The organism is Kocuria sp. LUK (assembly GCF_021012935.1).
Taxonomy (GTDB): Bacteria; Actinomycetota; Actinomycetes; order Actinomycetales; family Micrococcaceae; genus Kocuria; species Kocuria flava.
In genome coordinates, this window is sequence record NZ_JAJMZI010000002.1 from 183,217 (window position 1) to 206,643 (window position 23,427).

The 23,427-nt window shown below is 74.9% G+C and carries 26 protein-coding genes; 10 read left to right on the plus strand and 16 right to left on the minus strand.

Annotated features, from left to right (window positions below; all coding sequences use genetic code 11):
* The first annotated feature begins 155 nt into the window (after positions 1-155).
* The 4 genes from LQU92_RS03645 (at position 156) to LQU92_RS03660 (ending at position 3,803) form a co-directional block, all read left to right on the plus strand.
* Positions 156-1,106: an SDR family NAD(P)-dependent oxidoreductase gene (locus LQU92_RS03645; RefSeq protein WP_230661159.1), complete on the plus strand. Its 951-nt coding sequence runs from the start codon at positions 156-158 to the stop codon at positions 1,104-1,106.
* Positions 1,107-1,135: 29 nt separating this feature from the next.
* Positions 1,136-2,029: an amidohydrolase family protein gene (locus LQU92_RS03650; RefSeq protein ID WP_230661168.1), complete on the plus strand. Its 894-nt coding sequence runs from the start codon at positions 1,136-1,138 to the stop codon at positions 2,027-2,029.
* Positions 2,026-3,252, plus strand: a complete 1,227-nt coding sequence (locus LQU92_RS03655) for an acyl-CoA dehydrogenase family protein (RefSeq protein ID WP_230661176.1) — start codon at positions 2,026-2,028, stop codon at positions 3,250-3,252. Before LQU92_RS03650 ends, LQU92_RS03655 begins: the two co-directional genes overlap by 4 nt.
* A gap of 74 nt (positions 3,253-3,326) precedes the next feature.
* Positions 3,327-3,803, plus strand: a complete 477-nt coding sequence (locus tag LQU92_RS03660; RefSeq protein ID WP_058857529.1) for a MaoC family dehydratase — start codon at positions 3,327-3,329, stop codon at positions 3,801-3,803.
* 141 nt (positions 3,804-3,944) lie between these two features.
* On the opposite strand, the gene LQU92_RS03665 is transcribed toward LQU92_RS03660, so the two are convergent.
* The 9 genes from LQU92_RS03665 to LQU92_RS03705 form a co-directional block, all read right to left on the minus strand.
* On the minus strand, positions 3,945-5,144 hold the full coding sequence (locus LQU92_RS03665) for an NADP-dependent malic enzyme (RefSeq protein ID WP_230661179.1): 1,200 nt from the start codon (positions 5,142-5,144) through the stop codon (positions 3,945-3,947).
* A gap of 242 nt (positions 5,145-5,386) precedes the next feature.
* Positions 5,387-6,007 (minus strand): superoxide dismutase, encoded by a 621-nt coding sequence (locus LQU92_RS03670; RefSeq protein WP_101851300.1) that lies wholly within the window; start codon positions 6,005-6,007, stop codon positions 5,387-5,389.
* A 121-nt stretch (positions 6,008-6,128) separates the two neighbouring features.
* Positions 6,129-6,659, minus strand: coding sequence for an SRPBCC family protein (locus tag LQU92_RS03675; protein ID WP_101851299.1), 531 nt, complete (start codon positions 6,657-6,659; stop codon positions 6,129-6,131).
* 464 nt (positions 6,660-7,123) lie between these two features.
* On the minus strand, positions 7,124-8,467 hold the full coding sequence (locus LQU92_RS03680; RefSeq protein WP_230661182.1) for an MFS transporter: 1,344 nt from the start codon (positions 8,465-8,467) through the stop codon (positions 7,124-7,126).
* Between the two features lie 3 nt (positions 8,468-8,470).
* Positions 8,471-10,393 (minus strand): amylosucrase, encoded by a 1,923-nt coding sequence (locus LQU92_RS03685; protein ID WP_255667112.1) that lies wholly within the window; start codon positions 10,391-10,393, stop codon positions 8,471-8,473.
* A gap of 390 nt (positions 10,394-10,783) precedes the next feature.
* The gene (locus tag LQU92_RS03690) at positions 10,784-11,722 is read right to left on the minus strand and encodes an ABC transporter substrate-binding protein (protein WP_112254977.1); all 939 of its coding nucleotides are present in this window, start codon (positions 11,720-11,722) and stop codon (positions 10,784-10,786) included.
* Between the two features lie 55 nt (positions 11,723-11,777).
* A complete protein-coding gene (locus tag LQU92_RS03695) occupies positions 11,778-12,446 on the minus strand; it encodes an ABC transporter permease (RefSeq protein WP_058859684.1) in 669 nt (222 codons plus the stop codon).
* Positions 12,443-13,117: an ABC transporter permease gene (locus tag LQU92_RS03700; protein ID WP_058857535.1), complete on the minus strand. Its 675-nt coding sequence runs from the start codon at positions 13,115-13,117 to the stop codon at positions 12,443-12,445. Before LQU92_RS03700 ends, LQU92_RS03695 begins: the two co-directional genes overlap by 4 nt.
* The gene (locus tag LQU92_RS03705) at positions 13,114-14,220 is read right to left on the minus strand and encodes an ABC transporter ATP-binding protein (protein ID WP_230661193.1); all 1,107 of its coding nucleotides are present in this window, start codon (positions 14,218-14,220) and stop codon (positions 13,114-13,116) included. Before LQU92_RS03705 ends, LQU92_RS03700 begins: the two co-directional genes overlap by 4 nt.
* A 91-nt stretch (positions 14,221-14,311) precedes the next feature.
* Here LQU92_RS03705 and LQU92_RS03710 point away from each other — a divergent pair, with 91 nt between their 5' ends.
* Positions 14,312-14,839 carry a 2'-5' RNA ligase family protein gene (locus tag LQU92_RS03710; RefSeq protein WP_058857537.1) on the plus strand — a complete coding sequence of 176 codons (528 nt, stop codon included), beginning with the start codon at positions 14,312-14,314 and terminating at the stop codon, positions 14,837-14,839.
* Between the two features lie 67 nt (positions 14,840-14,906).
* Here LQU92_RS03710 and LQU92_RS03715 read toward each other — a convergent pair whose 3' ends face one another.
* Entirely contained in the window at positions 14,907-15,578 is a 672-nt protein-coding gene (locus LQU92_RS03715; RefSeq protein ID WP_058857538.1) for a proline-rich domain-containing protein, read from the minus strand.
* A gap of 348 nt (positions 15,579-15,926) precedes the next feature.
* On the opposite strand from LQU92_RS03715, the gene LQU92_RS03720 reads away from it, so the two are divergent.
* The 3 genes from LQU92_RS03720 to LQU92_RS03730 all read left to right on the plus strand — a co-directional run bounded on the left by LQU92_RS03720 (position 15,927) and on the right by LQU92_RS03730 (position 16,818).
* Entirely contained in the window at positions 15,927-16,163 is a 237-nt protein-coding gene (locus LQU92_RS03720; protein WP_058857539.1) for a hypothetical protein, read from the plus strand.
* 94 nt (positions 16,164-16,257) lie between these two features.
* A complete protein-coding gene (locus tag LQU92_RS03725) occupies positions 16,258-16,611 on the plus strand; it encodes a DinB family protein (protein ID WP_230661197.1) in 354 nt (117 codons plus the stop codon).
* An 18-nt stretch (positions 16,612-16,629) separates the two neighbouring features.
* On the plus strand, positions 16,630-16,818 hold the full coding sequence (locus tag LQU92_RS03730; protein ID WP_308071575.1) for a DUF664 domain-containing protein: 189 nt from the start codon (positions 16,630-16,632) through the stop codon (positions 16,816-16,818).
* Positions 16,819-16,825: 7 nt separating this feature from the next.
* Here the strand turns inward: LQU92_RS03730 and LQU92_RS03735 are convergent, their stop codons facing one another.
* The 4 genes from LQU92_RS03735 to LQU92_RS03750 all read right to left on the minus strand — a co-directional run bounded on the left by LQU92_RS03735 (position 16,826) and on the right by LQU92_RS03750 (position 20,550).
* Positions 16,826-17,413, minus strand: coding sequence for a YetF domain-containing protein (locus tag LQU92_RS03735; protein WP_308071576.1), 588 nt, complete (start codon positions 17,411-17,413; stop codon positions 16,826-16,828).
* A gap of 3 nt (positions 17,414-17,416) precedes the next feature.
* A complete protein-coding gene (locus LQU92_RS03740) occupies positions 17,417-19,264 on the minus strand; it encodes an ABC transporter ATP-binding protein (RefSeq protein WP_230778654.1) in 1,848 nt (615 codons plus the stop codon).
* Positions 19,265-19,517: 253 nt separating this feature from the next.
* Positions 19,518-20,000 (minus strand): DoxX family protein, encoded by a 483-nt coding sequence (locus LQU92_RS03745; protein WP_255667069.1) that lies wholly within the window; start codon positions 19,998-20,000, stop codon positions 19,518-19,520.
* A 64-nt stretch (positions 20,001-20,064) separates the two neighbouring features.
* A complete protein-coding gene (locus tag LQU92_RS03750; protein ID WP_058857541.1) occupies positions 20,065-20,550 on the minus strand; it encodes a MarR family winged helix-turn-helix transcriptional regulator in 486 nt (161 codons plus the stop codon).
* A gap of 117 nt (positions 20,551-20,667) precedes the next feature.
* Between LQU92_RS03750 and LQU92_RS03755 the strand changes: the two genes are divergently transcribed.
* Complete coding sequence (locus tag LQU92_RS03755; RefSeq protein ID WP_230661203.1) at positions 20,668-21,345, plus strand: hypothetical protein; 678 nt, start codon at positions 20,668-20,670, stop codon at positions 21,343-21,345.
* Between the two features lie 10 nt (positions 21,346-21,355).
* Here the strand turns inward: LQU92_RS03755 and LQU92_RS03760 are convergent, their stop codons facing one another.
* Positions 21,356-22,072: an MOSC domain-containing protein gene (locus LQU92_RS03760; RefSeq protein WP_230661206.1), complete on the minus strand. Its 717-nt coding sequence runs from the start codon at positions 22,070-22,072 to the stop codon at positions 21,356-21,358.
* Positions 22,073-22,099: 27 nt separating this feature from the next.
* Entirely contained in the window at positions 22,100-22,477 is a 378-nt protein-coding gene (locus tag LQU92_RS03765; protein ID WP_230661209.1) for a hypothetical protein, read from the minus strand.
* Positions 22,478-22,574: 97 nt separating this feature from the next.
* Between LQU92_RS03765 and LQU92_RS03770 the strand changes: the two genes are divergently transcribed.
* Entirely contained in the window at positions 22,575-23,384 is an 810-nt protein-coding gene (locus LQU92_RS03770; protein ID WP_255667070.1) for an NAD-dependent protein deacylase, read from the plus strand.
* The last annotated feature ends 43 nt before the right edge of the window (positions 23,385-23,427 follow it).

Sequence of the window (23,427 nt, forward strand, 5' to 3'; positions counted from 1 at the left end):
CGGGACCGGGCGGACCGGCCCGGTGCGGACGTTCGGACCTCCAGTATAGATGGGATTTCCTAACTGTTGACTTTTTCAACGGTTGTGGATGGAATGGTCCTGAACCCGCCGCGGCCGGCCCGCCGGCCCGCACCCGACATCCCAGGAGGAACCCCATGGCTCAGGACACCGCACCCCTGGACGGCAAGGTCGCCGTCGTCACCGGCTCCGGTCAGGGCCTCGGCCTCGCCTACGCCCAGGAGCTCGCCCGGCAGGGCGCCGCCGTCGTGATCAACGACGTCGACCGGCAGACCGCCGAGAACGCCGTCGCCACGATCACCCGGGCCGGCGGGCGCGCCGTCGCCGTCGTCGCCCCCGTGGGCTCCACCGAGACCGCGACCGCCCTCGTGGACGGGGCCGTGGAGGCCTTCGGACGGCTCGACGTCCTGGTCACCAACGCCGGGGTGCTGCGCGACAGGTCGCTGCTGAAGATGACCGACGAGGACTTCGACCTCGTGATCCAGGTGCACCTGCGCGGCACCTTCACCTGCGTGCGCGAGGCCTACCGGTGGTTCAAGGACCACGGGGTGGCCGGGCGGATCATCACCATCGGCTCCCCCACCGGCCAGTACGGCAACTTCGGCCAGACCAACTACGCCGCCGCCAAGGCCGGGATCGTGGGCATGGTCCGCACCTGGGCCCTGGAGATGAAGAAGGCCGGCGTCACCGCCAACGCCGTCATCCCCGTCGCGGCCACCGCCATGACCGAGACCGTCCCCTACTTCCGCGCCGCCGTCGAGGCCGACCGGGCCGGCGAGCCCATGCCGGAGTTCTTCCGCAAGGAGCTCGGCTTCGGCAGCGCCGCCGACGTCGCCGGGCTGGTGGCCTACCTGGCCTCCGACGACGCCGCCGGGATCACCGGCCAGGCCATCGGCGCCGGCGGCGACCGGCTGCAGGTCTTCTCCCACCCGGCCCCGGTGGTCACCGAGCACCGCGACGGCGGCTGGAGCTTCGAGGCCCTGCGCGAGCAGTTCCCGGCGATCGCGGCGGGCCGGCTCCAGCCGGTCGGCGAGACGCTGCCGCCGCTGCCCGCCGAGCTGCAGCCCGCCCCCGCCGACGCCCGCTGAAGCCCCACGAGACCCGGAGGACCCCCGAGATGGCCTACGACTACGGACTCGACCTGGCGTCCCTGGACGCGATCGACATGCACGTGCACATCGAGTGCTCCGACCACGGGCACCCGTCCCTGCCCGCGACCCTCACCGAGGCCTCGGCCAAGTACTTCAAGGCCGAGGACCGCTCCCCCTCCCTGGACACCATCGCCGAGCGCTACCGGCAGTGGCGGATGGCCGCCGTCGTGTTCACCGTGGACGCCACCACCGCCCTGGGCCACGAGCCCAACTCGATCGAGGAGATCGCCGCGGGGGCGGCGCGCAACAACGACGTGCTGATCCCCTTCGGCTCCGTGGACCCGCTCCAGGGCGCCCGCGCGGTGGAGCGGGTCAAGGAGCTCGTCGAGGGCCACGGGGTCAAGGGCTTCAAGTTCCACCCCTCGCTGCAGAACTTCGACCCCTCGGACCAGCAGTTCTACCCGATCTACGAGGCGATCCAGGCCCTCGGCGTGCCCGCCCTGTTCCACACCGGGCAGAACGGCATGGGCGCCGGCCTCCCCGGCGGCGGCGGCATCAAGCTCGCCTACTCCAACCCGCTGCTGCTCGACGCCGTGGCCGCGGACTTCCCCGAGCTGCAGGTCATCATGGCCCACCCCTCGGTGCCGTGGCAGGAGGAGGCCAACTCGATCGCCACGCACAAGGCCAACGTGTGGATCGACCTCTCCGGCTGGTCGCCGAAGTACTTCCCCGAGTCCCTGGTCAAGGCCTCGAACCGGATGCTGCAGGACAAGGTCCTCTTCGGCACCGACTACCCGCTGATCACCCCGCAGAAGTGGCTGGGCGCCTTCGAGCAGCAGTCCTTCACCGACGAGGTCCGCCCGAAGATCCTCAAGCACAACGCGGTGCGCCTGCTCGGCCTGGACGGGGCGCGGGCGTGAGCGCCCCCGCGGAGCTCGCCGCCGGGGAGGCCGCCGAGGCCGCGACCGGGCGGCTCTACCCCGACTGCGACCCCTACGGGATCGAGGACCGGCTCACCGAGGCGGAGAAGGCCCCCCTGCGCCGGCTGCGGCGGGTGCTCGAGGACGAGGTCCGGCCGCTGCTGGCCGAGCACTGGGAGGCCGGGGAGTTCCCGTACGCGATCGCCCCCTCCCTGCACGCCCTGCGGCTCATGGACCCGCCCGAGCTCACCGCCGGCGGCGCACAGCCGCGGGCGCTCTACCACGGGTTCCGGATCTTCGAGCTGGCCCGCACGGACGCCTCCGTGGCCACCTTCTACACCGCCCAGGCGGGCCTGTTCCGCACGGCCTGCCGCGTGGGCGGGACCCCGGAGCAGTTCGCCGCGTGGGACCCGGCGATCCGCTCCTTCGACCTCACCGGCGTGTTCTGCCTGACCGAGCCGGACCACGGCTCCGACATCGCCGGCGGTCTCGCCACCACGGCCCGCCGCGAGGGCGAGGAGTGGGTGCTCACCGGCGCCAAGCGCTGGATCGGCGGGGCGTTCACCGCCGACGTGCTCGCCGTGTTCGCCCGGGACGAGGCCGACGGGCAGGTCAAGGGCTTCCTCGTGGACCGGCAGGCCCCCGGGGTGCGGCTGGAGAAGATCCACGGCAAGACCTCCCTGCGGATGATGCAGAACGCCGACATCCACCTCGACGCCGTGCGCGTGCCCGAGTCCATGCGGCTGGGCGCCGTGGACTCCTTCAAGGACGTCGCCGCGATGCTGCGGGCCATGCGCTCCGACGTCGCCTGGATCGCCACCGGTGTCCAGGCCGGCGCCTACGAGGCCGCCCTGCGCTACGTGCGCTCCCGGGAGCAGTTCGGCCGCCCGCTCGGCGGCTTCCAGCTGGTCCAGGAGAAGCTGGCCCGCATGCTGGGCAACGTCACCGCGTCCCTGACCACGGTCGCCGCGCTGGCCGAGCGGCAGCAGGACGGGATCTACCGGGACGAGGACTCGGCCCTCGCGAAGATGTGGATCAGCCTGCACATGCGCGAGACCGTCGCCCTGGCCCGCGAGGTCGTGGGCGGCAACGGCATCACCCTGGCCACCGACGTCGCCCGCTTCCACGCCGACGCCGAGGCCGTCTACTCCTACGAGGGCACCCACGAGATCAACGCGCTCGTGGTCGGCCGCTCGGTCACCGGCACCAGCGCGTTCGTCTGAGCCGCCCCGGATCCCGGCGGGGCCCCACGAGCGCCCACGACACCCAGACCCCACACACCACGGAGGACAGCACCATGAGCGCAGCACAGACCCAGGCCCGCACCGTCGTCGCCTTCGACGAGGTCAAGGACCTGATCGGCACCGACCTCGGCCACTCCGCCTGGCGGGAGGTCACCCAGGAGCAGGTGAACACCTTCGCCGACGCCACCGACGACCACCAGTGGATCCACGTGGACCCCGAGCGGGCCGCGGAGGGGCCCTTCGGCGCGCCCATCGCCCACGGCTTCCTCACCCTGTCCCTGCTCATCCCCATGTGGTCCGAGCTCTTCGACGTCACCGGGGTGCGGACCAAGGTCAACTACGGCCTCGACAAGGTCCGCTTCACCTCCCCGGTGAAGGTCGGCGCCCGCATCCGCATGACGGTGACGATCACCGACGTGCAGGAGGTCAAGGGCAGCGGCCTGCACCTCGTGGCCGACGCCACGATCGAGATCGAGGGCGAGGAGCGCCCCGCCGTCGTCGCCACGTTCCTCAACCGCTTCTACGCCTGATCCGGGCCCCGCGGTCGCCGGCAGGCCGGTGACCGCGGACCGCAGCCGGTGACCACGTCCGCGTCGAGTGACCATACCGTGGTGTGGTCACTCGACACGGACGCGGTCACTCGGAGGAGGAGGCCTCCGCTGCCGGAGGACTCAAGCGGTCGCGGCCCCCTGGGCGGTCCCGGTCTCCTGGGCGGCGGCGGCCACGGCCTCCGCCACGGCCGGGGCGACGCGGGGGTCCAGGGCCGAGGGCACGATGTGCCCGGGCGCCAGCCCGTCCTGCTCGGCGATCGCCGCGATCGCCTTCGCGGCCGCCAGCTTCATCGCCGCGGTGATCCGCCGGGCCCCGGCGTCCAGGGCCCCGCGGAAGATCCCGGGGAAGGCCAGGACGTTGTTGATCTGGTTCGGGAAGTCCGACCGGCCCGTGGCCACCACGGAGGCGTACTTCGCCGCGACGTCCGGCATGATCTCCGGATCCGGGTTGGCCAGGGCGAACACGATCGCGTCCTCGGCCAGCTCGGTGAGGTGCTCCTCGGGGATCTTCCCGCCCGAGACCCCCACGAACACGTCCGCGCCCTGCAGGGCGTCCTTCGGACCGCCGATCAGCCCGCGCGGGTTGGTCCGGGCCGCGTAGCCGGCCTTGATCTCGTTGAGGTCGTCGCGCTCCCGCGAGACGATCCCGCGGGAGTCCATCAGCACCACGTCCTCGATGCCCTGGGCCAGCAGGATCTCGGTGATCGCGATCCCGGCCGCCCCGGCCCCGGCGATCACGACCTTCAGCCCCGCCAGGTCCTTGCCCACCAGTGCGGCGGCGTTGAGCAGGGCGGCCAGCACGACCACGGCGGTGCCGTGCTGGTCGTCGTGCATCACCGGGATGTCGAGCTCCTCGATCAGGCGCGCCTCGATCTCGAAGCAGCGCGGGGCGGCGATGTCCTCGAGGTTCACCGCCCCGAAGGACGGGCGCAGCAGCTTCACGGTGCGCACGATCTCGTCCACGTCCTGGGTGTCGAGCACGATCGGGATCGAGTCCAGCCCGCCGAACTCCTTGAACAGCGCGGCCTTGCCCTCCATCACCGGCAGGGACGCGGCCGGGCCGATGTCGCCCAGGCCCAGCACGGCCGAGCCGTCGGAGACCACCGCCACCAGCCGGCCCGCCCAGGTGTGGGTGTGCGCCTTCGCCGGGTCCGCGGCCACCGCCCGGGAAACCTCGGCGACACCGGGGGTGTAGGCGATGGACAGGTCCCGGCGGGTGGCCAGCGGGGACTTCGAGACCACCGAGAGCTTCCCGCCCTCGTGGGCGGCGAAGATCTCCTCGGACGTGATCGGGGCGGGCTGCTGGTCCTGGGTGCTCATGGGCGTTCCTCTGCTCTCGTCGTTGAGGGCCTGCACGGTCCCGGACAGTATCCCCGACCCAGGAAACATCCACGTTACGTGGACACCCGCGGCCCTGTCCCCGCGGCCCTGTCCCCGGGGCGGCCGCGGGCCCCGGGAGCAGGCTCCCGGACGTGCCGGGACCCGGACGTGCCGGGACCCCCGGGCCGCTGCGGCCCGGGGGTCCCGGCACGGTGCCGGCGCGCGGGCGCCGGCGGGGCGGCTCAGACCAGGGAGGCCCCGCCCGTGCGCGCCTTCTCGAAGCGCTGCTGGACGTCGGCCCAGTTCACGATGTTCCAGAAGGCCTTGACGTAGTCGGCCTTGACGTTCTGGTAGTCGAGGTAGAAGGCGTGCTCCCACATGTCCAGCTGCAGCAGCGGGAGGGTCGCGACCGGGACGCCGTTCTGCTGGTCGTACATCTGCTCGATGACGAGGTTGCCGCCGATCGGCTCGTAGGCGAGGATCGCCCAGCCGGAGCCCTGGATCGTGGTGGCCGCGGCGGTGAAGTGCTCGCGGAAGGCGTCGAAGGAGCCGAAGTGGTCGTCGATGGCCGCGGCGAGCTCGCCGGTCGGCTTGTCGCCGCCCTCCGGGGAGAGGTTGTTCCAGAAGATGGAGTGGTTGACGTGCCCGCCCAGGTTGAACTGGAGGTCCTTGGACAGCTTGGCCGCGGCGGCGGCGTCGCCCTTGGCACGGGCCTCCGCCATCTTCTCGAGCGCCGTGTTCGCGCCGGCCACGTAGGTGGCGTGGTGCTTGTCGTGGTGCAGCTCCATGATCTTCGCGGAGATGTGGGGCTCGAGCGCCGCGTAGTCGTAGGGCAGATCGGGAAGGGTGTACTTCTCGGCCACAGGAGAGTCCTTTCGCTTGCTGTCGTGTAGTCCCACCCTCGGCCGCCCGCGCGCGGGGGGTCAAGGAGGTTCCGCCACCAGCGTACGGAGCCGGGCCGGGCGGGGCGCGGGACGCGCCGCCTCAGACGAAGTCCGGGGGGTTCTCCAGGGTGCAGCGCGGCGGGTGCGGGGTGAGGTGGGACGGCACGGTGAAGCGGAAGTCCCCGGTCTCGAGCAGCCGCTTGAGCGTCGCGAGGTCGAGCTGGTTGTCCCGGTCGATCGCGGCGCGGACGAAGGGCAGCAGCCGCGCCTTCGCGGCCGTGCACCGGCCGTCGAGGTGGGCCTCCACCAGGGTGCCGCCGTCGACGGCGCGCCAGCGGGTCACCACGTCCAGGTCGACGAGCCCGCGCGTGGTGCGCAGCGCGAGGAGCTCGCCGGGCACGTGGTCGGAGACGATGGTGACGTAGGGGAAGCGCAGGGGACCGAAGCCTCCGAGGAACTCGATCGACGTCCCCAGCTGGAGCACCGGGGTGCTGGTCTGCACCTCGCCGCGCACGCCCCGGCGCCAGGCGGCGAAGCACCCCGGGTCGAGCACGAACCGCTCCACGAGGGAGGGCTCGGCCGCGACGAGCGTGCTGTGCGACAGCCGGAACGTCGTGGAACGGCGCGCCATGGGATCCTCCACGCCTCCCGCCCGGATCGGCCACCGCGCGCGGTGGGGCGTGCGCACGGGGAGACGTGTTTGCATGCGCACACCCCCACTGTACCGGGGAGGGCGGACGTCCCAGGGGCCGGATCCTGCGTGCACACCCGGTGGAGAACGTTGTCCACAGGTGTGGACGGCGCTGTGCAGAACGGGACCACGAGCTCCCCGGCGCGGAGCCGGGAGCCGCTGCCGCAGGTCAGGACGGGGTCACGGCCGTCCTTTCCGGGGAAATCCCACCGGTGGAAGTTGTCCACGCTGTGGACGACTGCTGTGGACAACCGGTGGACGGAGCGGACCGCGACGGCTTTCCCGGGCCGCTGCTGCGACCCCGGGGGCCGGGCCCGGCGAGGGTCGGACGCCGTTGTCCACCGGTTGGGGGACAGGATCGAGCGGGACGGCAGCGGGCGGGACGGGGCCGCGCGGACCGGACCTCAGGCGCGGGCGCGCCGGCGGGCCAGCGCCGCCAGGAGCGCGCACGCGAGGTAGCAGGCGAGCACCACGGTCCAGCCGGTGCCGAAGGAGCCCGTGAGCTGGAGCAGTCCGCCCGTGAGCAGGGGGCCGGTGCAGAACCCTGCGTAGAGGCCCATGGTCACCACCCCGGTCGCGGCCCCCAGCCGCTCGGCGGGCACCGCGCGCATCGTCCCGGACATCACGACGACGCTCACCGCGAGCGCCGCCGCCCCGTGCAGGACCGCCGCCGGCCACACCGTCCAGGTCAGGGACGGGTGCAGGGGTGCGACGACGAGCAGCGCCGCACTGCCGGCGGCGCCGAGGGCCATCACGACCAGCAGCACGAACCCGTCCGTGCCCGGCCGGTCCATCACGCGGGCCCACACGACCCGGGACGCGATGCCCAGCAGCGCCGCGACCGAGACCGTGGCCCCGGCGGCGACCACGTCCAGGCCCAGCTCCCGGTGGGCGTAGAGGGGCAGGTAGACGTTGGCGGACTGGGCTCCGAGCCCGGTCAGCGCCGCGGCCGCGGCGTAGGCCCGCACGACGCCGGGCATCGGCGGCCGGGCCGCGCGCCGGCGCCGCCGGGCGGGGACGTCCCGGTCCGGGGCGCCCCCGCCCGCGGCCCGGGCACCGCTGCCGGCCGGGGCGCCGGGGCCCTGTGCGCCGGTGCGACCGCCGGCGGCGCGGCCGTCGGCCGCGGCCGGCCCTCCGGGACCCGCGCGTCCGTACGGGGGTGCGCTCCCGTCGGGGACCGTCCGCACGCCCGCGAGCAGCAGCACCACGACGAGGGCGGCGGCGAGGGCGACGGCGGGCCGCCAGCCCAGCAGCAGCCCGAGGGCCGGGAAGACGAGCCCGGCGGCGAGCTGGGCGGCCTGCACCCCGGCCTGCTTGACCCCGAGCCAGCTCGCGCGCCGGGGGGCGGGCACGTGCAGGCGGATGAGGCGGTTGGTGGCGGGGTTGGCCATCACCTGCCCGAGCCCGGAGACGACCATGGCCACGAGCAGCACCGCGTAGCCGGGTGCGGCGACGGCGAGCAGCATGGAGACCGCGGCCCCGCCGAAGATCACGACGAGCAGGGTGCGCGCGGTCAGCCGGTCCGCCCAGCGGCCGGTCCGCACGGCGGTGACCGCGGCGGCGGCGAAGGTCACGGTGGCGAGCAGCCCGAACTGCGACTCGCTCAGGCCCAGGTCGGCGATGACCAGGGGACTCATGGCGGAGAGGCTGTGCGTGAGCAGCGGCCCCACGGCCATGGTGGCCATGAGCACGAGCATCAGCCCCGTGCCGGGGGACCGGTCCCGGGCCGGCACGGGCGGGGAGCCCACGCCTCAGCGCCTCGGGACCGCGCGCACCCACCGGAAGCCGTGGGACTCCAGCAGGATGCCGTGGCGCAGGTCCAGCTCGGTGCCCCCGTGCAGGTCGAGCGCCTCGGGCAGGAACCCGGAGAGGGTCTCGCCGGTGACGAACTGGGACCAGTCCGAGAAGTTGGCCAGGCACAGCACCACGGTGTTGGTGCCGGGGCGCTGGTAGCCGAGCACGTGGGGGTTGCGCGCGTCGAAGGGCTCGAGGGCGTTGCCGTCGAACTCGGGGCACTGCCGGCGGACCTCGACCATCCGGGTGATCCCGCCGAAGATCCGGCCCTCCACGGAGAAGAGGTCGTGGCGGCGCGCGTAGCCCTCGGCGGGCCGCAGCGGCCGGTGCACCCAGCGGGCGTCCCCGCCGTGGGCGGGGTCCCGGGCCCAGTCGGGGTCGTTGAGCTGGCCGACCTCGTCCCCGAGGTAGAGCAGGGGCACGCCCCCGGTGGACATGGCCACGGAGTGGGCGAGCAGGATCCGGTCCACGGCGGGCCCCGGCTCGGCGGCGAGGCCCAGCAGGGACGCGGTGGTCCCGCACACGCGGCAGTCCCCGGTGCGCGGGTTCTCCTGGAAGGCCACGCCGTCGGCGAAGCTGCCCGGGAACCGTCCGGTGTAGAAGGCGTTGAGGAACCGGCGGTGGTCGTGGCCGTCGATCCCCAGCCGGGCGGCGTCCTCGTCGGAGAACGTCCAGCCGATGTCGTCGTGGCCGCGCACGTAGTCGACCCAGGCCGTGCCGGGGGGCAGGGCGTGGCGCTCGGCGAGGGCCTGCGCGAGCAGCTTCGGCTCCCGGGTGGCCATGGCCTCCCAGGTCAGGGCCATCTGCAGCGGGTTGTACGAGAGCTGGCACTGGCCGGGCTCGATGTAGCGGGCGACCTCGTCGGGGTGGACGATCGCCTCGGACTTGAACAGCACCGAGGGCGCGGCGATGCGGCACACGGCGTTGAAGGCGCGCAGCAGCACGTGGGCCTGCGGCAGGGACTCGCACGCGGTGCCCAGCTGCTTCCAGATGAACGCCACGGCGTCCATGCGCAGCACCTCGACGCCCTGGGCGGCGAGGAAGAGCATCTCCTCGGCCATGGCCCGGAAGACGGCGGGGTTGGTGTAGTTGAGGTCCCACTGGAACGAGTAGAACGTGCTCCACACCCACCGGGGGTCGTCCTCGGTCGCCGCGACCCGGGTGAACGAACCGGGGTGGTCGTCGGGGAAGATCTCGCGGGTGGTGCGCTCGAACTGCTCCGGGACGGTGCGGTCGGGGAAGATCCAGTAGTAGTCCTCGTAGGCGGGCTCCCCCGCGGCGGCGCGGCGGGCCCACTCGTGCTCGTTCGAGGTGTGGTTGAAGACGAAGTCGAGGACCAGGCTGATCCCGTGCTCGCGCAGCTCCCGGCCGAGCTCGGCGAGCTCCTCCACGGTCCCGATCCGCGGGTCGACGCGGCGGTACGAGGAGACGGCGTAGCCGCCGTCCGAGTTGCCCTCGGGCGCCTCGAACAGGGGCATCAGGTGCAGGTAGGTGAGGCCGAGCTCCCGGAAGTAGGGGATCTGCTCGCGGATCCCCTGCAGCCCGCCCGCGTAGCGGTCGGCGTAGCAGACCCCGCCGAGCATCTGCCGGGACGTGAACCAGGCCGGGTCCTCCTCCCGGCGGGCGTCGAGGGCCTTGAGGTCGGCCGGGCGCCGGGCCCAGGAGCGGGCCATGAGCAGGGCGAGCTCGCCCAGCTGGTCGAGGAAGTCCTCGCGGGTGCCGTAGACCTCGGCGAACAGCAGCGTCAGCGCCGGGAAGTGCTCCTCGAAGCGGCGGGCGAACTGCTCGCCCTCCGGGCCGGTGGGCCACCGGTCCTCGGTGTGCTGGCGCACGCACGCCGTGACGACGCGCGCCTGGTTCTCGGGCGAGAGCCCGGGCATCCCGGACGGGGTGGTGTGCGGCACGGTGCTCCCTCGGTCGTCCACCCGCGGCGGGCGGTCTGCGCGCTCGAGATCCTCCTTGACGCCGAGCCCTGACATCGTCTCGGACCCCCGTTCCGGATCGGCGGCGGGCGGGCCCGCCTCACAGCATACTGACGCCGCGCCCCGCCCACAGCCCACGCTCCCCGGGCGTCCTCCACAGCTGTGCACAGCGTTGTCCACAGGTGTGGACCCACGGTGGGGACAGCACCGCCCACCCCGTGGAAGGAGGACGTTTCCCCAGGTCGGAAGGCGGTCGCCCCCGGACCGGGGTCCGGGGGCGACGTGTGGAGAAGCTGTGCACCGCGGTGGACACGGTGCGCTTCCCGGCCCGTCGGGGCGGGAAGCGGCTCAGTAGCCGTTGGCGGAGAGCCACTCCTGGGCGGCGTCGGCCGGGCTCATCTGCTGCTCGCCGCTGACCTTGCGGTTGAGCTCCACGAGGTCCTCGGTGGTGAGCTTGCCGGAGAGCTCGTTCAGCGCCTCCTCGGCCTCAGGGGAGAGCCGGCCCTCGGCGGCCAGCGGGAGCACCTGCTGGGCGATGAAGTTGTTCTCCGGGTCCTCGAGGACCACGAGGTCGTGGTCGGCGATGGACGGCGTCGTCGTGAAGATGTCGGCGACGTCGACGTCCCCGTCGAGCAGCGCCTGCAGGGTCAGGGGCCCGCCGCCGTCGTTGATGGGCTCGAAGGAGCGGGGCACGCAGCCGTAGTGCTCCTCGAGGCCCTTCAGGCCCTGCGGGCGCTCCCGGAACTCGGGCGGGCCGGCGATCACGAGCTCGTCGCAGACCTCGGCCATGTCGGCGATGCTCGTGAGCCCGTAGCGCTCGGCCGTCTCCGGCGTGACGACCATGGCGTCCTTGTTCTCCGCCGAGGAGGGCTCGAGCACGGTGAGGCCCTCGGGGAGCGCCTCGGGCAGGGCCTGCACGATCTCCTCGGCCGAGGTCTCGGTCGCCTCGGGGTCCGCGTAGAGCAGCAGGTTGCCGGAGTAGTCGGGGACCACGTCGACGGAGCCGTCCTGCACCGCCGTCACGTAGGCCTCCCGCGCGCCGATCCCGGGGCTCGTCTCCGCCTCGATCCCGGCGGAGTCCAGCGCCCCGGCGTAGAGCTCGGCGAGGACCTGGCTCTCGGGGAAGTCCGCCGAGCCCACCGTCACGGTGTCCTGGGCGGCGCCGGTGCCCTGCTCGCCGCCGGAGAGCGGGTCCTCGCCCGAGCTGCCGCAGGCGGTCAGGCCGAGCAGGAGGGCGGCGGCCGTGGCGGGCAGGGCGAGCCGGCGGCGGGCGGGTGCGTGGGTCATGGGGTTCTCCTCGTCGGTCGGGTGCGTCGGTCGGGGTGCAGGGCGGGTGCGGGGGTCAGGCCGCGAGGCGCAGCCCCGGGGAGGTGCTCAGGCGCTGGAGCAGTGCCAGCACGGCGTCGACGGCCAGGGCCAGGACCGCCACGAGCAGCACCGCCCCGAGCATCCGGGAGTAGTCGCGCACGGCGAGGCCGTCGATGAGGTAGCGCCCGAGCCCGCCCAGGTTGATGTAGGCGACCACGGTCACGGTGGCCACGACCTGCAGCGCGGCGTTGCGGATCCCCCCGAGCAGGACGGGCAGGGCGTTGGGCAGCTCCACCCGGGTCAGCACCTGCCGGGAGGTCATGCCCATCGCAGCCCCGGCGTCCTTGAGCGCCGGGGAGACGTTGGCGACCCCGGCGTACGCGCTCGTGAGCACGGGCGGGATCGCCATCAGCACGAGCGCCAGCAGCGGCGGGACCAGGCCGAGCCCCAGCAGGAGCGTGAACAGCGTCAGCAGCCCCAGCGTGGGCAGCGCCCGCAGGGCGCCCGCCAGGCCGACGACGACGCCGCTGCCGCGGCCCGTGTGCCCGACCCACAGGCCCACCGGCACGGCCACGGCGAGGGCGGCCAGCAGGGTCAGGCCGCTGTAGAGCAGGTGCTCGCCCAGCCGGGCGGGGATGCCGCCGGCCCCGGACCAGCTGTCCGGGTCGGTGAGCCAGGCGAGGGCGGCGTCGACGAGGCTCACGCGGCGGCCCTCCGCACGCGCGGCAGGGGCCGGGCCGTCCCGGCCCGCTGCCACGGGGTCAGCAGGTGCCCGGCGCCGCGCAGGAGCAGGTCCAGCACGAGGGCCAGGAGCACGGTCAGGACGATGCCCACCACGATCTCCTCGACGATCGACCGGCGCAGCCCGTCGGTGAACAGGGTGCCCAGGGACTGGATGCCGATGACCGCGCCCACGCTGACCATGGAGATGTTGCTGACCGAGGCGACCCGCAGCCCGGCGACCAGAACGGGCACGGCCAGGGGCAGCTCCACGCCCAGGAACCGGCGCAGCGGCCGGTAGCCCATCGCCGTGGAGGCCTGCAGGACGTCGCGGTCCACCGACTCGAAGGCGTCCACGGAGGAGCGCACCAGGATCGCGACGACGTAGACCGTCAGGGCCACGATCACGTTGACCACCGAGGTGATCTGCGTGCCCAGCACGAGGGGCAGCACCACGAACAGGGTCAGCGAGGGGATCGTGTAGAGCAGCGACGAGCCGCTGACCACCACGGGGCGCAACACCCGGTTGCGGGCGGCCGCCCGGGCCAGCGGCACCGACAGCAGGGCCCCCAGGAGCAGGGGCAGCACCGACTGCACGACGTGCATGCCCGTGAGGTCGAGGACGTGGGACCAGTTCGCCGCGGTCCAGCTCATCGGTGCGCCCGCCCGCCCAGCCGCGCGTCCTCGACGGCGGCGACGATCTCGGCGGGGTCCATCACGCCCACGGCCCGCCCGGCCTCGTCCACCACGACCGCCAGGCCCGAGGGCGAGGACAGAGCGGCGTCCAGGGCGCTGCGCAGCGACCCGCCCGGCCGGTGCAGGGTGCCCCCGACCACGGGGTCGTCCTCGGCGCCGGTGCGCACCCAGCCGCGGGGGGCGCCGTCGTCGTCGACCCGCAGCGACCAGCCCCCCGGGACGTCGCCGCCCGGGCCGATCACCCCGGGGCTGCCGTCCGGGCGCACCACGGCGACCGGGTGGACGGGGATGTCGCGGGCGGAGTCGAAGGTCAGGGAGCGGAAGCCGCGGTCGCGGCCCACGAAGTCGGCCACGAAGTCGTCGGCGGGGGCGCGCAGCAGCTCCTCCGGGCTCGCGTACTGGGCCAGGCGCCCGCCCGTGGCGAAGACCGCGACCCGGTTGCCCAGCAGCACGGCCTCGTCGATGTCGTGGGTGACGAACACGATCGTGCGGTGCAGGCGCTGCTGCAGGTCCAGCAGCTCCCGCTGCAGGTCCTGGCGCACCACCGGGTCCACCGCGGAGAACGGCTCGTCCATCAGCAGCACCGGCGGGTCGGCCGCGAGCGCCCGGGCCACGCCCACGCGCTGCTGCTGCCCGCCGGAGAGCTGGGCGGGGTAGCGCTCCGCCAGCTGCTCGTCGAGCCCGACCGTGGCCAGCAGCTCCCGGGCGCGCTCGCGCGCCCGCCGCTTCGGCACACCGGTGAGCCGGGGCACGGTCGCGACGTTGTCGACCACGGTGCGGTGCGGCATCAGGCCCGACTGCTGCATGACGTAGCCCATGGACCGGCGCAGCTCGTGGGCGGGGACCGAGGAGACGTCGCGGCCGTCGACGACGACGCGCCCGGAGGTCGGCTCGACCATGCGGTTGATCATCCGCAGGGAGGTCGTCTTCCCGCAGCCCGAGGGGCCGACGAACACGGTCAGGGAGCCGCGCGGGATCTCGAGGTCGAGGGCCTCCACGGCGGCCGTGCCGCCGGGGTACGTCTTGCCGGCGCCCTCGAAGCGGATGGCGGTCTCGGTCATGGCGGTCCTCCCGTTGCCGTCGGGCCAGTATAGGCGGACACCCTCAGCCCCCTGTCCGTCGGCTCCGTACACTGTGCCCAGGAGGTGGACGGTGCACAGTCTCGAACTGCTCCTCGACGAGGCCGGGGACGCCGCCGTGCGCGCCGACTGGGACCGGCTCACGGCCGCCGGGCTGCCGAGCTCCGGCCGGCACGGCTCCCCCTCGAACGCCCCGCACATCACCCTCGTGGCCGCCCCCTCCCTCGCCCCCGAGGCGGTGCCGGGCGTCGACGACCGGGTCGCGGCCGCCGCAGGGTTCGTGGACCTGCCCCTCGTCAGCGCCGGGGTGCTGCTGTTCGGCCCGCGGCGCGGCGGCTACGTGCTCGTGCGCCAGCTCGTCACCACCCCCGAGCTGCTGGAGCTGCACCGGCGCGTGTGCACCGCCGTGCACCCCGTCCCCGGTCAGGTGCGCACCTCGGTGCCCGGGGCGTGGACCCCGCACGTGACCCTGGCGCGGCGGCTCTCCCCCGCGCAGGTGGCCGAGGCGCTCGCGGTGCTGGCGCCCCCGCCGGAGCCCCTGCGGGCGGTGGGCCTGCGCCGCTGGGACTCCGACGCCCGCACCACGGTGCGGCTGGCCTGACCCGGGGCGGCGCGGCGGCGGACCGCCCCGGGAAGCGGCGCGCCCGCACCCCGTCCCAGGGACCGGCTCACCAGGCGCGCTGCGGGCGGGTGAACCACTGGTTGAGCGGGGCGCGGAAGGCGGTGACGATCCACAGGACGTTGACCACGACGAACGCCGCGCCCACGGCCATCAGCACGAAGCCCCAGCCGCCGTAGAGCCAGTAGCCCAGGAAGCCGAAGAGCACGCTGAGCGTGCTCAGGGACGCCAGGACCACCCCGAGGATCCGCGCCCAGTTCCGGCCCTTTTTCACGAAGACGTAGACCAGCGCGTACAGGCCCAGGGCGATCGCGAGCGTCACCAGCCCGGAGACCACGCTCAGGGCGGCCGACTGCCCCGCCATCGCCTCCGCCTGCTGAGCCTGCTCCGCGGGCATCCCCATCCGGCCGGCCATCGAGGTCAGGTCCATCGTGCTGCTCGCGACCAGGGAGACGATGCTGCTCACCGCGTAGAGCGCCGCCGAGAGGAGAGTGAGGGACAGCAGCCGCTTCAGCTGCGGTGGGGCGGCGGCCGGCCCCTGGGCGCCGTGGGGACCGGGCCCGTACTGGCCCTGCGGAGCGCCGTACTGGCCCTGCGGGGCGCCGTACTGGGCCTGCGGGGCGCCGTGCCGGTCGCCGCCCGCCGGCGGGACGTAGCGCGGCGGGCCCCCGGCCTGCGGGTCGCGGGGGTCTTGCCCGGGGTGCTGCGGAGGGGTGGTCATGGCGGGTGCTCCTTCTCGGCGCGTGCGGAACTGCTGTGCCTCAGCAAAGCACGGAGGGCGGCCCCGGCGCGTCCCCCGCGCGGTGGAGAGTGCTCGCCCGGCGGCTCCGCCCGCCGGACGAGCACCGGACACCGGCACAGGTCGCGGGCACAGCGCACGGGCACCGGGGTGGGCTCAGGGCACGGGATCGGCGCACCGGGTCCGCGTCCGGGTCCCGGAACACCGGTGAGGCGGGCGGACCCTCGGGCGGTTCCGCGGTCCCGGCGCCGGGTCCTCGGCCCGTTGCCTCCCGCCCCGGTCCGGCGGCCCGCGGACCCCCGCCGCCCGCGGGACGACTACGCTCGGAGCATGACGACCGCACAGGACATCGCCGCGTGGCTGCTCGAGCGCATCCGCACCGAGGGCCGGCTCTCCCAGGACCAGGCGGTCCAGGAGATCCCGGAGACCTTCGGCCCCGAGTGGGTCCGCACCCTGGAGAACGGCCACACCGGCATCCACCAGGAGGTCCTCAAGGAGTTCCGCAAGGCCCACGACGGCACGGTGCAGTGGGACCGCGACCGCCGGTTCTGGTCGCCGAAGCCCTGACCCTCCGGGGCCCCTGAGGCCCTGGCGGCTCCGGGTGCGGCCGGGGTGCCGGGGTGCCGGGGAGTTCGTCCTGGACTTCGCGCTTCCCGAGCCGGTGCCCGCGCCGTTCACGACCATCGCCTGGCGGCTGGCGCACATGGTCGTGGACATCCTGGCGGTGCGCAGCCACGGCCACTTCAGCGGCCCGCCGGCCTCGTACCAGCAGTGGGACCATGCGGGCACCGCCGCGGAGGCGCTCGCCCAGCTGGACCGCGAGTACGAGCGCTGGCTCGCCGGGGTGGACTCGCTCATCCCCGCCGACCTGGCGCGCCCGTGCGGTCCCGCGGAGGGACCGTACGCGCAGCTGCCGATGCCGGCCCTGCTCCTGCACCTCAACCGCGAGCTGATCCACCACGGCGCCGAGGTCGCCCTGCTGCGCGACCTCTGGACCCACACCCGGCGCCGCTGACCCGGAAACCCGCGCCCCGTGCCGGACGCACCGTGGCACCCCGAGGACCTCGAGTCGTGGCCCCTGCGGTGGGTGGCGCTGCACCTCGTCGAGGAGTGCGCCCGGCACGCGGGCCACGCGGACATCATCCGCGAGAGCCTCGACGGGCGGACGGCCTACGAGCTCAACGCCCTGGCCGACGGCGCGCGGCGCCCGCCCCTGCAGTGACGGCGGCTCACGCGGGGCGGGCCAGCAGGTGCGCCGGGACCCGGTGGGCGTCGCGCACGCCCTCGAGGAGCCGGGGGTCCACCGGCACCCCGCGGCGCAGGACGCTGATCGCCCCCGATGGCTCGAAGACCACGCAGGCGACCTCCTCGGGGCTGCGCACCCCGGCCCGGCGCAGGGCCCCGAACAGCTCCGCCTCCACCACGTGCGCCCGGCGGAGGTTGACCTCGAGGACCTCGGCGCCGGCCATCAGCAGCAGGGCCCGTCCGTTGACCACGGCGGCCCCGCGCACCCCGGAGCGCAGGCGCCCGAAGGCCGCCTCGAGCACGAAGAGGGTGCTCAGCCCGAGCACGCCGGCCGCCAGCGTGGGCGGGTGGCCGATCACCACGCGCCCGGCGACCGCGCCGAGCATCACGGTGATCACCACGTCGAAGGTCGACATCCCCGACAGCACCCGCTGGCCGAACAGGCGCACCAGGACCAGGAACGCCAGGTAGATCCCCACCGCGGAGGCCACCACCGCGAGGGCGTGCGGGGCGTCGATGCCCAGCCGCCCGGCGAGGTCCCCGGGCGGCGGGACGGCGGCGGGCAGCGGCACGGGTCAGGCCTCCTGGTCGGCGAACTGCGTCTCGTACAGCTCGGCGTAGCGCCCGCCCGCGGCCAGCAGCTGCGGGTGCGGCCCGCGCTCGACGATCCGCCCGGCCTCGACCACGAGGATCTCGTCGGCAGAGCGCACGGTCGAGAGCCGGTGGGCGATCACCAGGGCGGTGCGGCCGGCGAGCGCCTCGCCGAGGGCGGCCTGCACGTGGGCCTCGTTCGTGGAGTCCAGTGCGGAGGTGGCCTCGTCGAGGATGACGACCCGCGGGGCGGCGAGCAGCAGCCGGGCGATGGTCAGGCGCTGGCGCTCGCCGCCGGAGAGCCGGTAGCCGCGCTCCCCCACCACGGTGTCCAGGCCGTCGGGCAGGGCCCGGATGACGTGGTCCATCCGGGCGCGGGCGAGGGCGTCCCACAGCTGCTCGTCGGTGGCTTCGGGGCGCACGAGGGTGAGGTTCTCACGGATCGACTCGTGGAAGAGGTGCCCGTCCTGGGTGACCATGCCGATGGTCTCCCGCAGGGAGGCGAACGTGGTGTCCCGGACGTCGACACCGCCCAGGCGCACCGCGCCGGAGGTGACGTCGTAGAGCCGGGCGACGAGCTGGGCGACGGTCGACTTCCCGGCCCCGGAGGAGCCGACCAGGGCGACGGTGCGGCCGGGTTCCACGGTGAAGCTCACCCCGTGCAGGACCTCCTCGCCGCCGCGGGCGTCGAGCACGGCGACGTCCTCGAGGGAGGCCAGCGAGACCTCCTCGGCGGAGGGGTAGGCGAAGCGCACGTCGTCGAACTCGACGGAGACGGGGCCCGCGGGCAGGGGCCGGGCTCCGGGGCGCTCCTGGATCAGGGGCACGAGGTCGAGGATCTCGAAGACGCGCTCGAAGCTGACGACCGCGCTCATGATGTCCATGCGGGCGTTGGCGAGCATGGTCAGGGGCGTGTAGAGGCGGGTCAGCAGCAGCGCGAGCGTCACGACCTCGCCGGCGTCGAGGCTGCCGGTGAGGGCCAGCGCGCCGCCGAGGCCGTAGACCAGGGCCAGGGCCAGGGCGGAGACGAGGGTCAGGGCCGTGACGAAGGTCGTCTGCAGCATCGCCACGCGCACCCCGATGTCGCGCACGCGCCCGGCGCGGCGGGCGAACTCGGCGGACTCGGCCTCGGGGCGGCCGAAGAGCTTCACGAGGGTCGCTCCGCCGGCCGAGAAGCGCTCGGTCATCTGCGTGGACATGGACGCGTTGTGCTGGGCCGCCTCCCGCTGCAGGGCGGCCAGGCGCCCGCCCATGGCCCGGGCCGGGACGAGGAAGATGGGCAGCAGCAGCAGGGACAGCACCGTGACCTGCCAGGAGATGGTGACCATCACGACGACGGTCAGCAGCAGCGAGACCACGTTGCTGACCACCCCGGAGAGGGTGTTGGAGAAGGCCCGCTGCGCGCCGATCACGTCCGTGTTCAGCCGGGAGACCAGCGCCCCGGTGCGGGTGCGGGTGAAGAACGCGACCGGCATCCGCTGGACGTGGTCGTAGACGGCGGTGCGCAGGTCGAGGATGAGCCCCTCGCCGATCCGCGAGGACAGCAGCCGGTTGAGCACACCGAGCCCGGCGTCCGCGACGGCGACCCCGGCGATGGCCAGCGCCAGCCACACCACGGTGGCCACGCTCCGCCCGCCGGTGATCGCGTTGACCACGTCCCCGGCCAGGATCGGGGTGACCACGCCGAGGACGGCCAGCAGGACGGAGAGGACCAGGAAGACGCCCAGGGCCTTCCGGTGCGGCCCCGCGAAGGCGACGATGCGCCGGAGGGTCTCGCGGGAGATCCGGCGGTCCTTGACCTCGTGGCCGCGCACGGTGCGCCACATGACCATGTGCGCGGAACCGTTCATGCTCATCCGGGACCCCCGATCTGCGGGGGTCGCCCGCGCTCGATCCGGTGCGGGCCCGGTGCGGGCGCCGCACCGGTCGATCCTACGCTCCCGCGCCGACGCCGGACGGGAGCAGGGCCGGTGCCCGCCCGGGGAGCCGGCGCGCCGGCCGCGGGAAGCCCACGGGCCCCGCGCCGGTCGCGCGGGGCCCGTGGGCAGGAGCGGGGGCGGCGCGGCAGCGGCCCGGCGGGCGGGCTCAGGCGGCGCGGCGGCGGCGCGCGGCGAGGACGGCGTCGACCGACCAGCGCCCGGCGCCGGCCAGGGCGAAGAGCGCGGCGGCGGCGGCGAGCAGCAGGACGAGCTCGAACCCGCCGTCGGCGGCGAAGAACCCGGCGGGCAGGTGGACGAGGACGAGGGCGCCGAGCATGACGAGGGCCAGGAGGGCGGCGACGACGCGGGTGCCGAGGCCGATGAGCAGCAGGATCCCGCCGGCCAGCTCGAGGACGGCCACGGCGGGGGCGGCGGCCTGGGCGGCGGGCACGCCCATCTGGGCGAAGGCGGCCTGGGTGCCGGCCAGGGTCCACTCGTCGATCTTCTGCCAGCCGTGCAGCAGGAAGGTGGTGCCGAGCACGACGCGCAGCAGGGTCAGGCCGAGGGTCGTGGCCGCCGGTTCGGGACGGGCACCGGGGCGAAGGTCGGGACGGGAGGGGGCCGCGGGGGCGGTCGTGGTGGTGTTCATGGGCACGACCCTACCCGAAAAATACTTTCCTGTTCAACTGTTGTGACAGAAAGTTCATTGTCGGTCAGTCGGCCGTCCCCACAGTGCCCAGGACGGAGACGTCCGCGGCGTCGTCCACGACCCGGCCGATGAGGGCGAGCTGGCGGACCTGCTCGGGGGTGAGCCGGTCGATGACCGTCCGGCGGACGTGCTCGACGTGACCCGGGGCCACCTCCTCCACCTTGCCCAGGCCCCGGTCGGTGATCTCGGCGAGCACCACGCGCTTGTCCTTCGCGTCCCCCGTGCGCACCACGAGCCCGTCCCGCTCCAGCCGCCCCACGATCCGGGACAGCCGCGACTGCGACGTGTTCGTCACGGTGGCCAGCTCCGACATCCGCCGGCGCCGGTCCGGGGCCTCGGAGAGCATCGCGAGCACGAGGTACTCGGCGAGGCTCAGGTCCGCCTCCGCCTGCAGCTGCGCCTCGATGCTGCCGGGCAGCGTGAACATGATGGAGACGAGCGCGAGCCAGGCCTCGCGCTCCTCGGGGGACAGCCATCGGGTTGCGGTCATGGACGGGAGTCTACGAGCCCCGCCCGACGCCGCGGCGGGCGGCCCGGCACACCCCGCCGCGGCCGCCCCTCCCCGGGGCCCGGCACGGCCGTTCCGGGGCCGCCCCATAATGGGGGCATGGACTCCCTCGGCACCTGGCCCCAGCCCCTGTCCGGCGACGACCGCGCCTTCGACCGGCAGGTGCTGCAGCGGCTGCGCTCGGCGGAGGCCCCGGCCGCCGGCGACCGCCCCGGGCTGCGCGAGAGGCTCGGCACCTCCCTGCTGCTGGTGATCCCGCTGGTCTCCGCGCTCGTGGTGGTGCTGCTGTGGCAGCGGGCCGCGGCCGGCGGCTCCGCCCTGCCCCTGGTGCTGATCGCCGTGGTCCTCGTCGTGGCCGCCGTGTGGTGGGTCTCCCGGCTCAAGCGGGCCTTCGCCGCCGCCCAGCAGCGGCTGGGCACCCGGCTCGCCGACGTGGTGGTCCACGGCGTGGGCGTGGTGCGCGAGGTCACCGTGGCCCCCGTCCCGGACCGCGACCCGGCCTCGCCGGGGACGCCCGGGGCCGACGACGACGGGCCCGCCCCGGCCGAGGGGCCCGTCCGGGCGCGCCTCGAGCTGTCGGTGACCCCCGTGCGCGGCGAGCGCTTCAGCACCGTGGTGGAGGCCGTCTACGACGCCGGGGACGCCCTGCGGCTGGAGGCCGGCGCGCACGGGCCGGTGCGGTTCCTGCGCGACGACCCCGCGGGCACCACCGTGATCGAGACCCGCCTCTCGGCGGAGCAGGTGCAGGAGGTCTACCGGGCCGCGGCCCTGAACTGAGCCCGGCCGCTCAGCCGTCCCGGCCGCTCGCCGGCGGCTGCTCGGCCACGGCCCGCTCGGCCGCGGCCCGCAGCTCGGGGCGCAGGTCCGGGCCCGCCGCGAGCAGCGCGGGCAGCCGTCCCCGGTCGGTGGTCTGCGCGCGGAAGGCGTCCCGGACGCCCACGCGGTGCCCGGCCCGGTGCACCAGCTCCACCCGGTCGCCGGCGCGCACGGTCCCGGGCTCGAGGACCCGGAGATAGGCGCCCGTGCACCCGCGCTCGGTGAAGCGCCGCAGCCAGCCGCGCACCTGCATCGCCGCGCGGAAGGTCCCGCAGGGGATGCGGGCGTCGGTGACCTGCAGCAGCGCCGTGCCGACCCGCCAGCGGTCGCCGAGGCGGGCGTCGTCGACGGCGAAGCCCTCGAGGGTGAGGTTCTCCCCGAAGCTGCCGTCGGGCAGCTCCCGGCCCAGCTCGCGCGCCCAGTGGTCCAGCTCCTCGCGCGCGAACGCGTAGACGGCCTGGTCGCGGCCGCCGTGGTGGCGGGCGTCGCCGATGAAGTCGGCGGGCACCCCGGAGCCGGGACCCCCGCCGCGGGGCCCCGGGTCGCGCAGCGCGACCGGGCCGTCGACGGGGTGCTTGTGGATGCCGGTGGGCCGGCCGCGCCGGGCCGGGTCCGGCTCGGGCCGCCCGGCGTTGACGCTGCGCACGCGCCCGGCCGCGTCCGCCGGGGACGCCTGCGCGGGGCTCACGGCGCCGGGCTCACGGTGCCGGCGGCCTCAGCCGCGCGAGCTCAGGGAGGTGGAGCCCGCGGCGGGCGGGACCACGGGGTTCTCCGCGGTCTCGGCCTCGGGGTCGGCCGGACGGCGCAGCGGCGCCTCGGGCTCGGGACGGTCGCCGAGGGCCGGGGCGTCGTCGGACGCGCGCGGGCGGCGGACGGGCAGGCCCGGGCGGCGGGACCCCGCGGCCCGGGGCGCGCGCGGGGCGTCGTTGATCGCCGTCACGGACACGGCCACGGCGTTGAGCCCCAGGCCCAGGAGCACGAACAGCCACGCGGCGACGGGGTAGTAGGCCAGGGCGAGGACCACTCCGACCACGACGAGAGCCACGGAGGTCAGGTAGGCGGGGGTCAGCACGCGCTGGACGTTGAACTTCATGAGCTCTATTCCACCACGCGCACGCGCGTGGCGGCCAACGGCGGCGGGACGGCGCGGACCGTGCCGGGCCCGGGACGTCCCGGCTACCGTGGTCGCCATGGACGACGCCCGGGACCACGACCGCCCCGACCTCGACCCCGCGCTGCTGCGGGCCGCCCGGACGGCACGCCGGGTCGCGGTGCTGACCGGGGCGGGGATGTCCGCCGAGAGCGGGGTGCCCACCTTCCGGGAGCCCGGGGAGGGCTTCTGGTCGCGCTGGTCCCCCGAGGAGCTGGCCACCCCCGAGGCGTGGGAGGACGACCCGCAGCTCGTGTGGTCGTGGTACCTGTGGCGGGCCCGCCGGGTGCGCGCGCTCGCGCCCCACGCCGGGCACCGCGCCCTCGCCGCCTGGTCCCGCGGCGCCCGGGTCGAGGTGGTCACGCAGAACGTCGACGACCTCCACGAGCGGGCCGGCTCCGAGGTCCTGGCCCACCTGCACGGCAGCCTCTTCGCGTTCCGCTGCGCCGGGTGCGCGGCCCCGTACCCCACCGAGCGCGTGCCCGGGCTCGCCCCGGCAGCGGCGGCCCCGGGCGACGAGCCGCGGCGCGAGCACCCGCCCGCCTGCCCCTCCTGCGGCGGCCCCGTGCGCCCGGGCGTGGTGTGGTTCGGCGAGCTGCTGCCGGAGGGCGCGCTGGACCGCGCGGCGGAGGCCGTGGCGGCGGCGGAGCTCGTCGTCGTCGTGGGCACCTCCGGGCTCGTGCAGCCCGCCGCCTCGCTGCCGCTGATCGCGGCCGGGCGCGGCATCCCCGTCGTCGAGATCGACCCCCGGGACACCGCCCTGACCCCGCACGCGGACTTCGCCGTCCGCGCCGGGGCCGCCCGCGCCCTGCCGCTGCTGGTCCCCGGGGCCGACCCGGCGTCGCGCTGAGAGCGGAACGCCCGCCCCCGCCCTTGTCCGCGCCCGCGCCCCG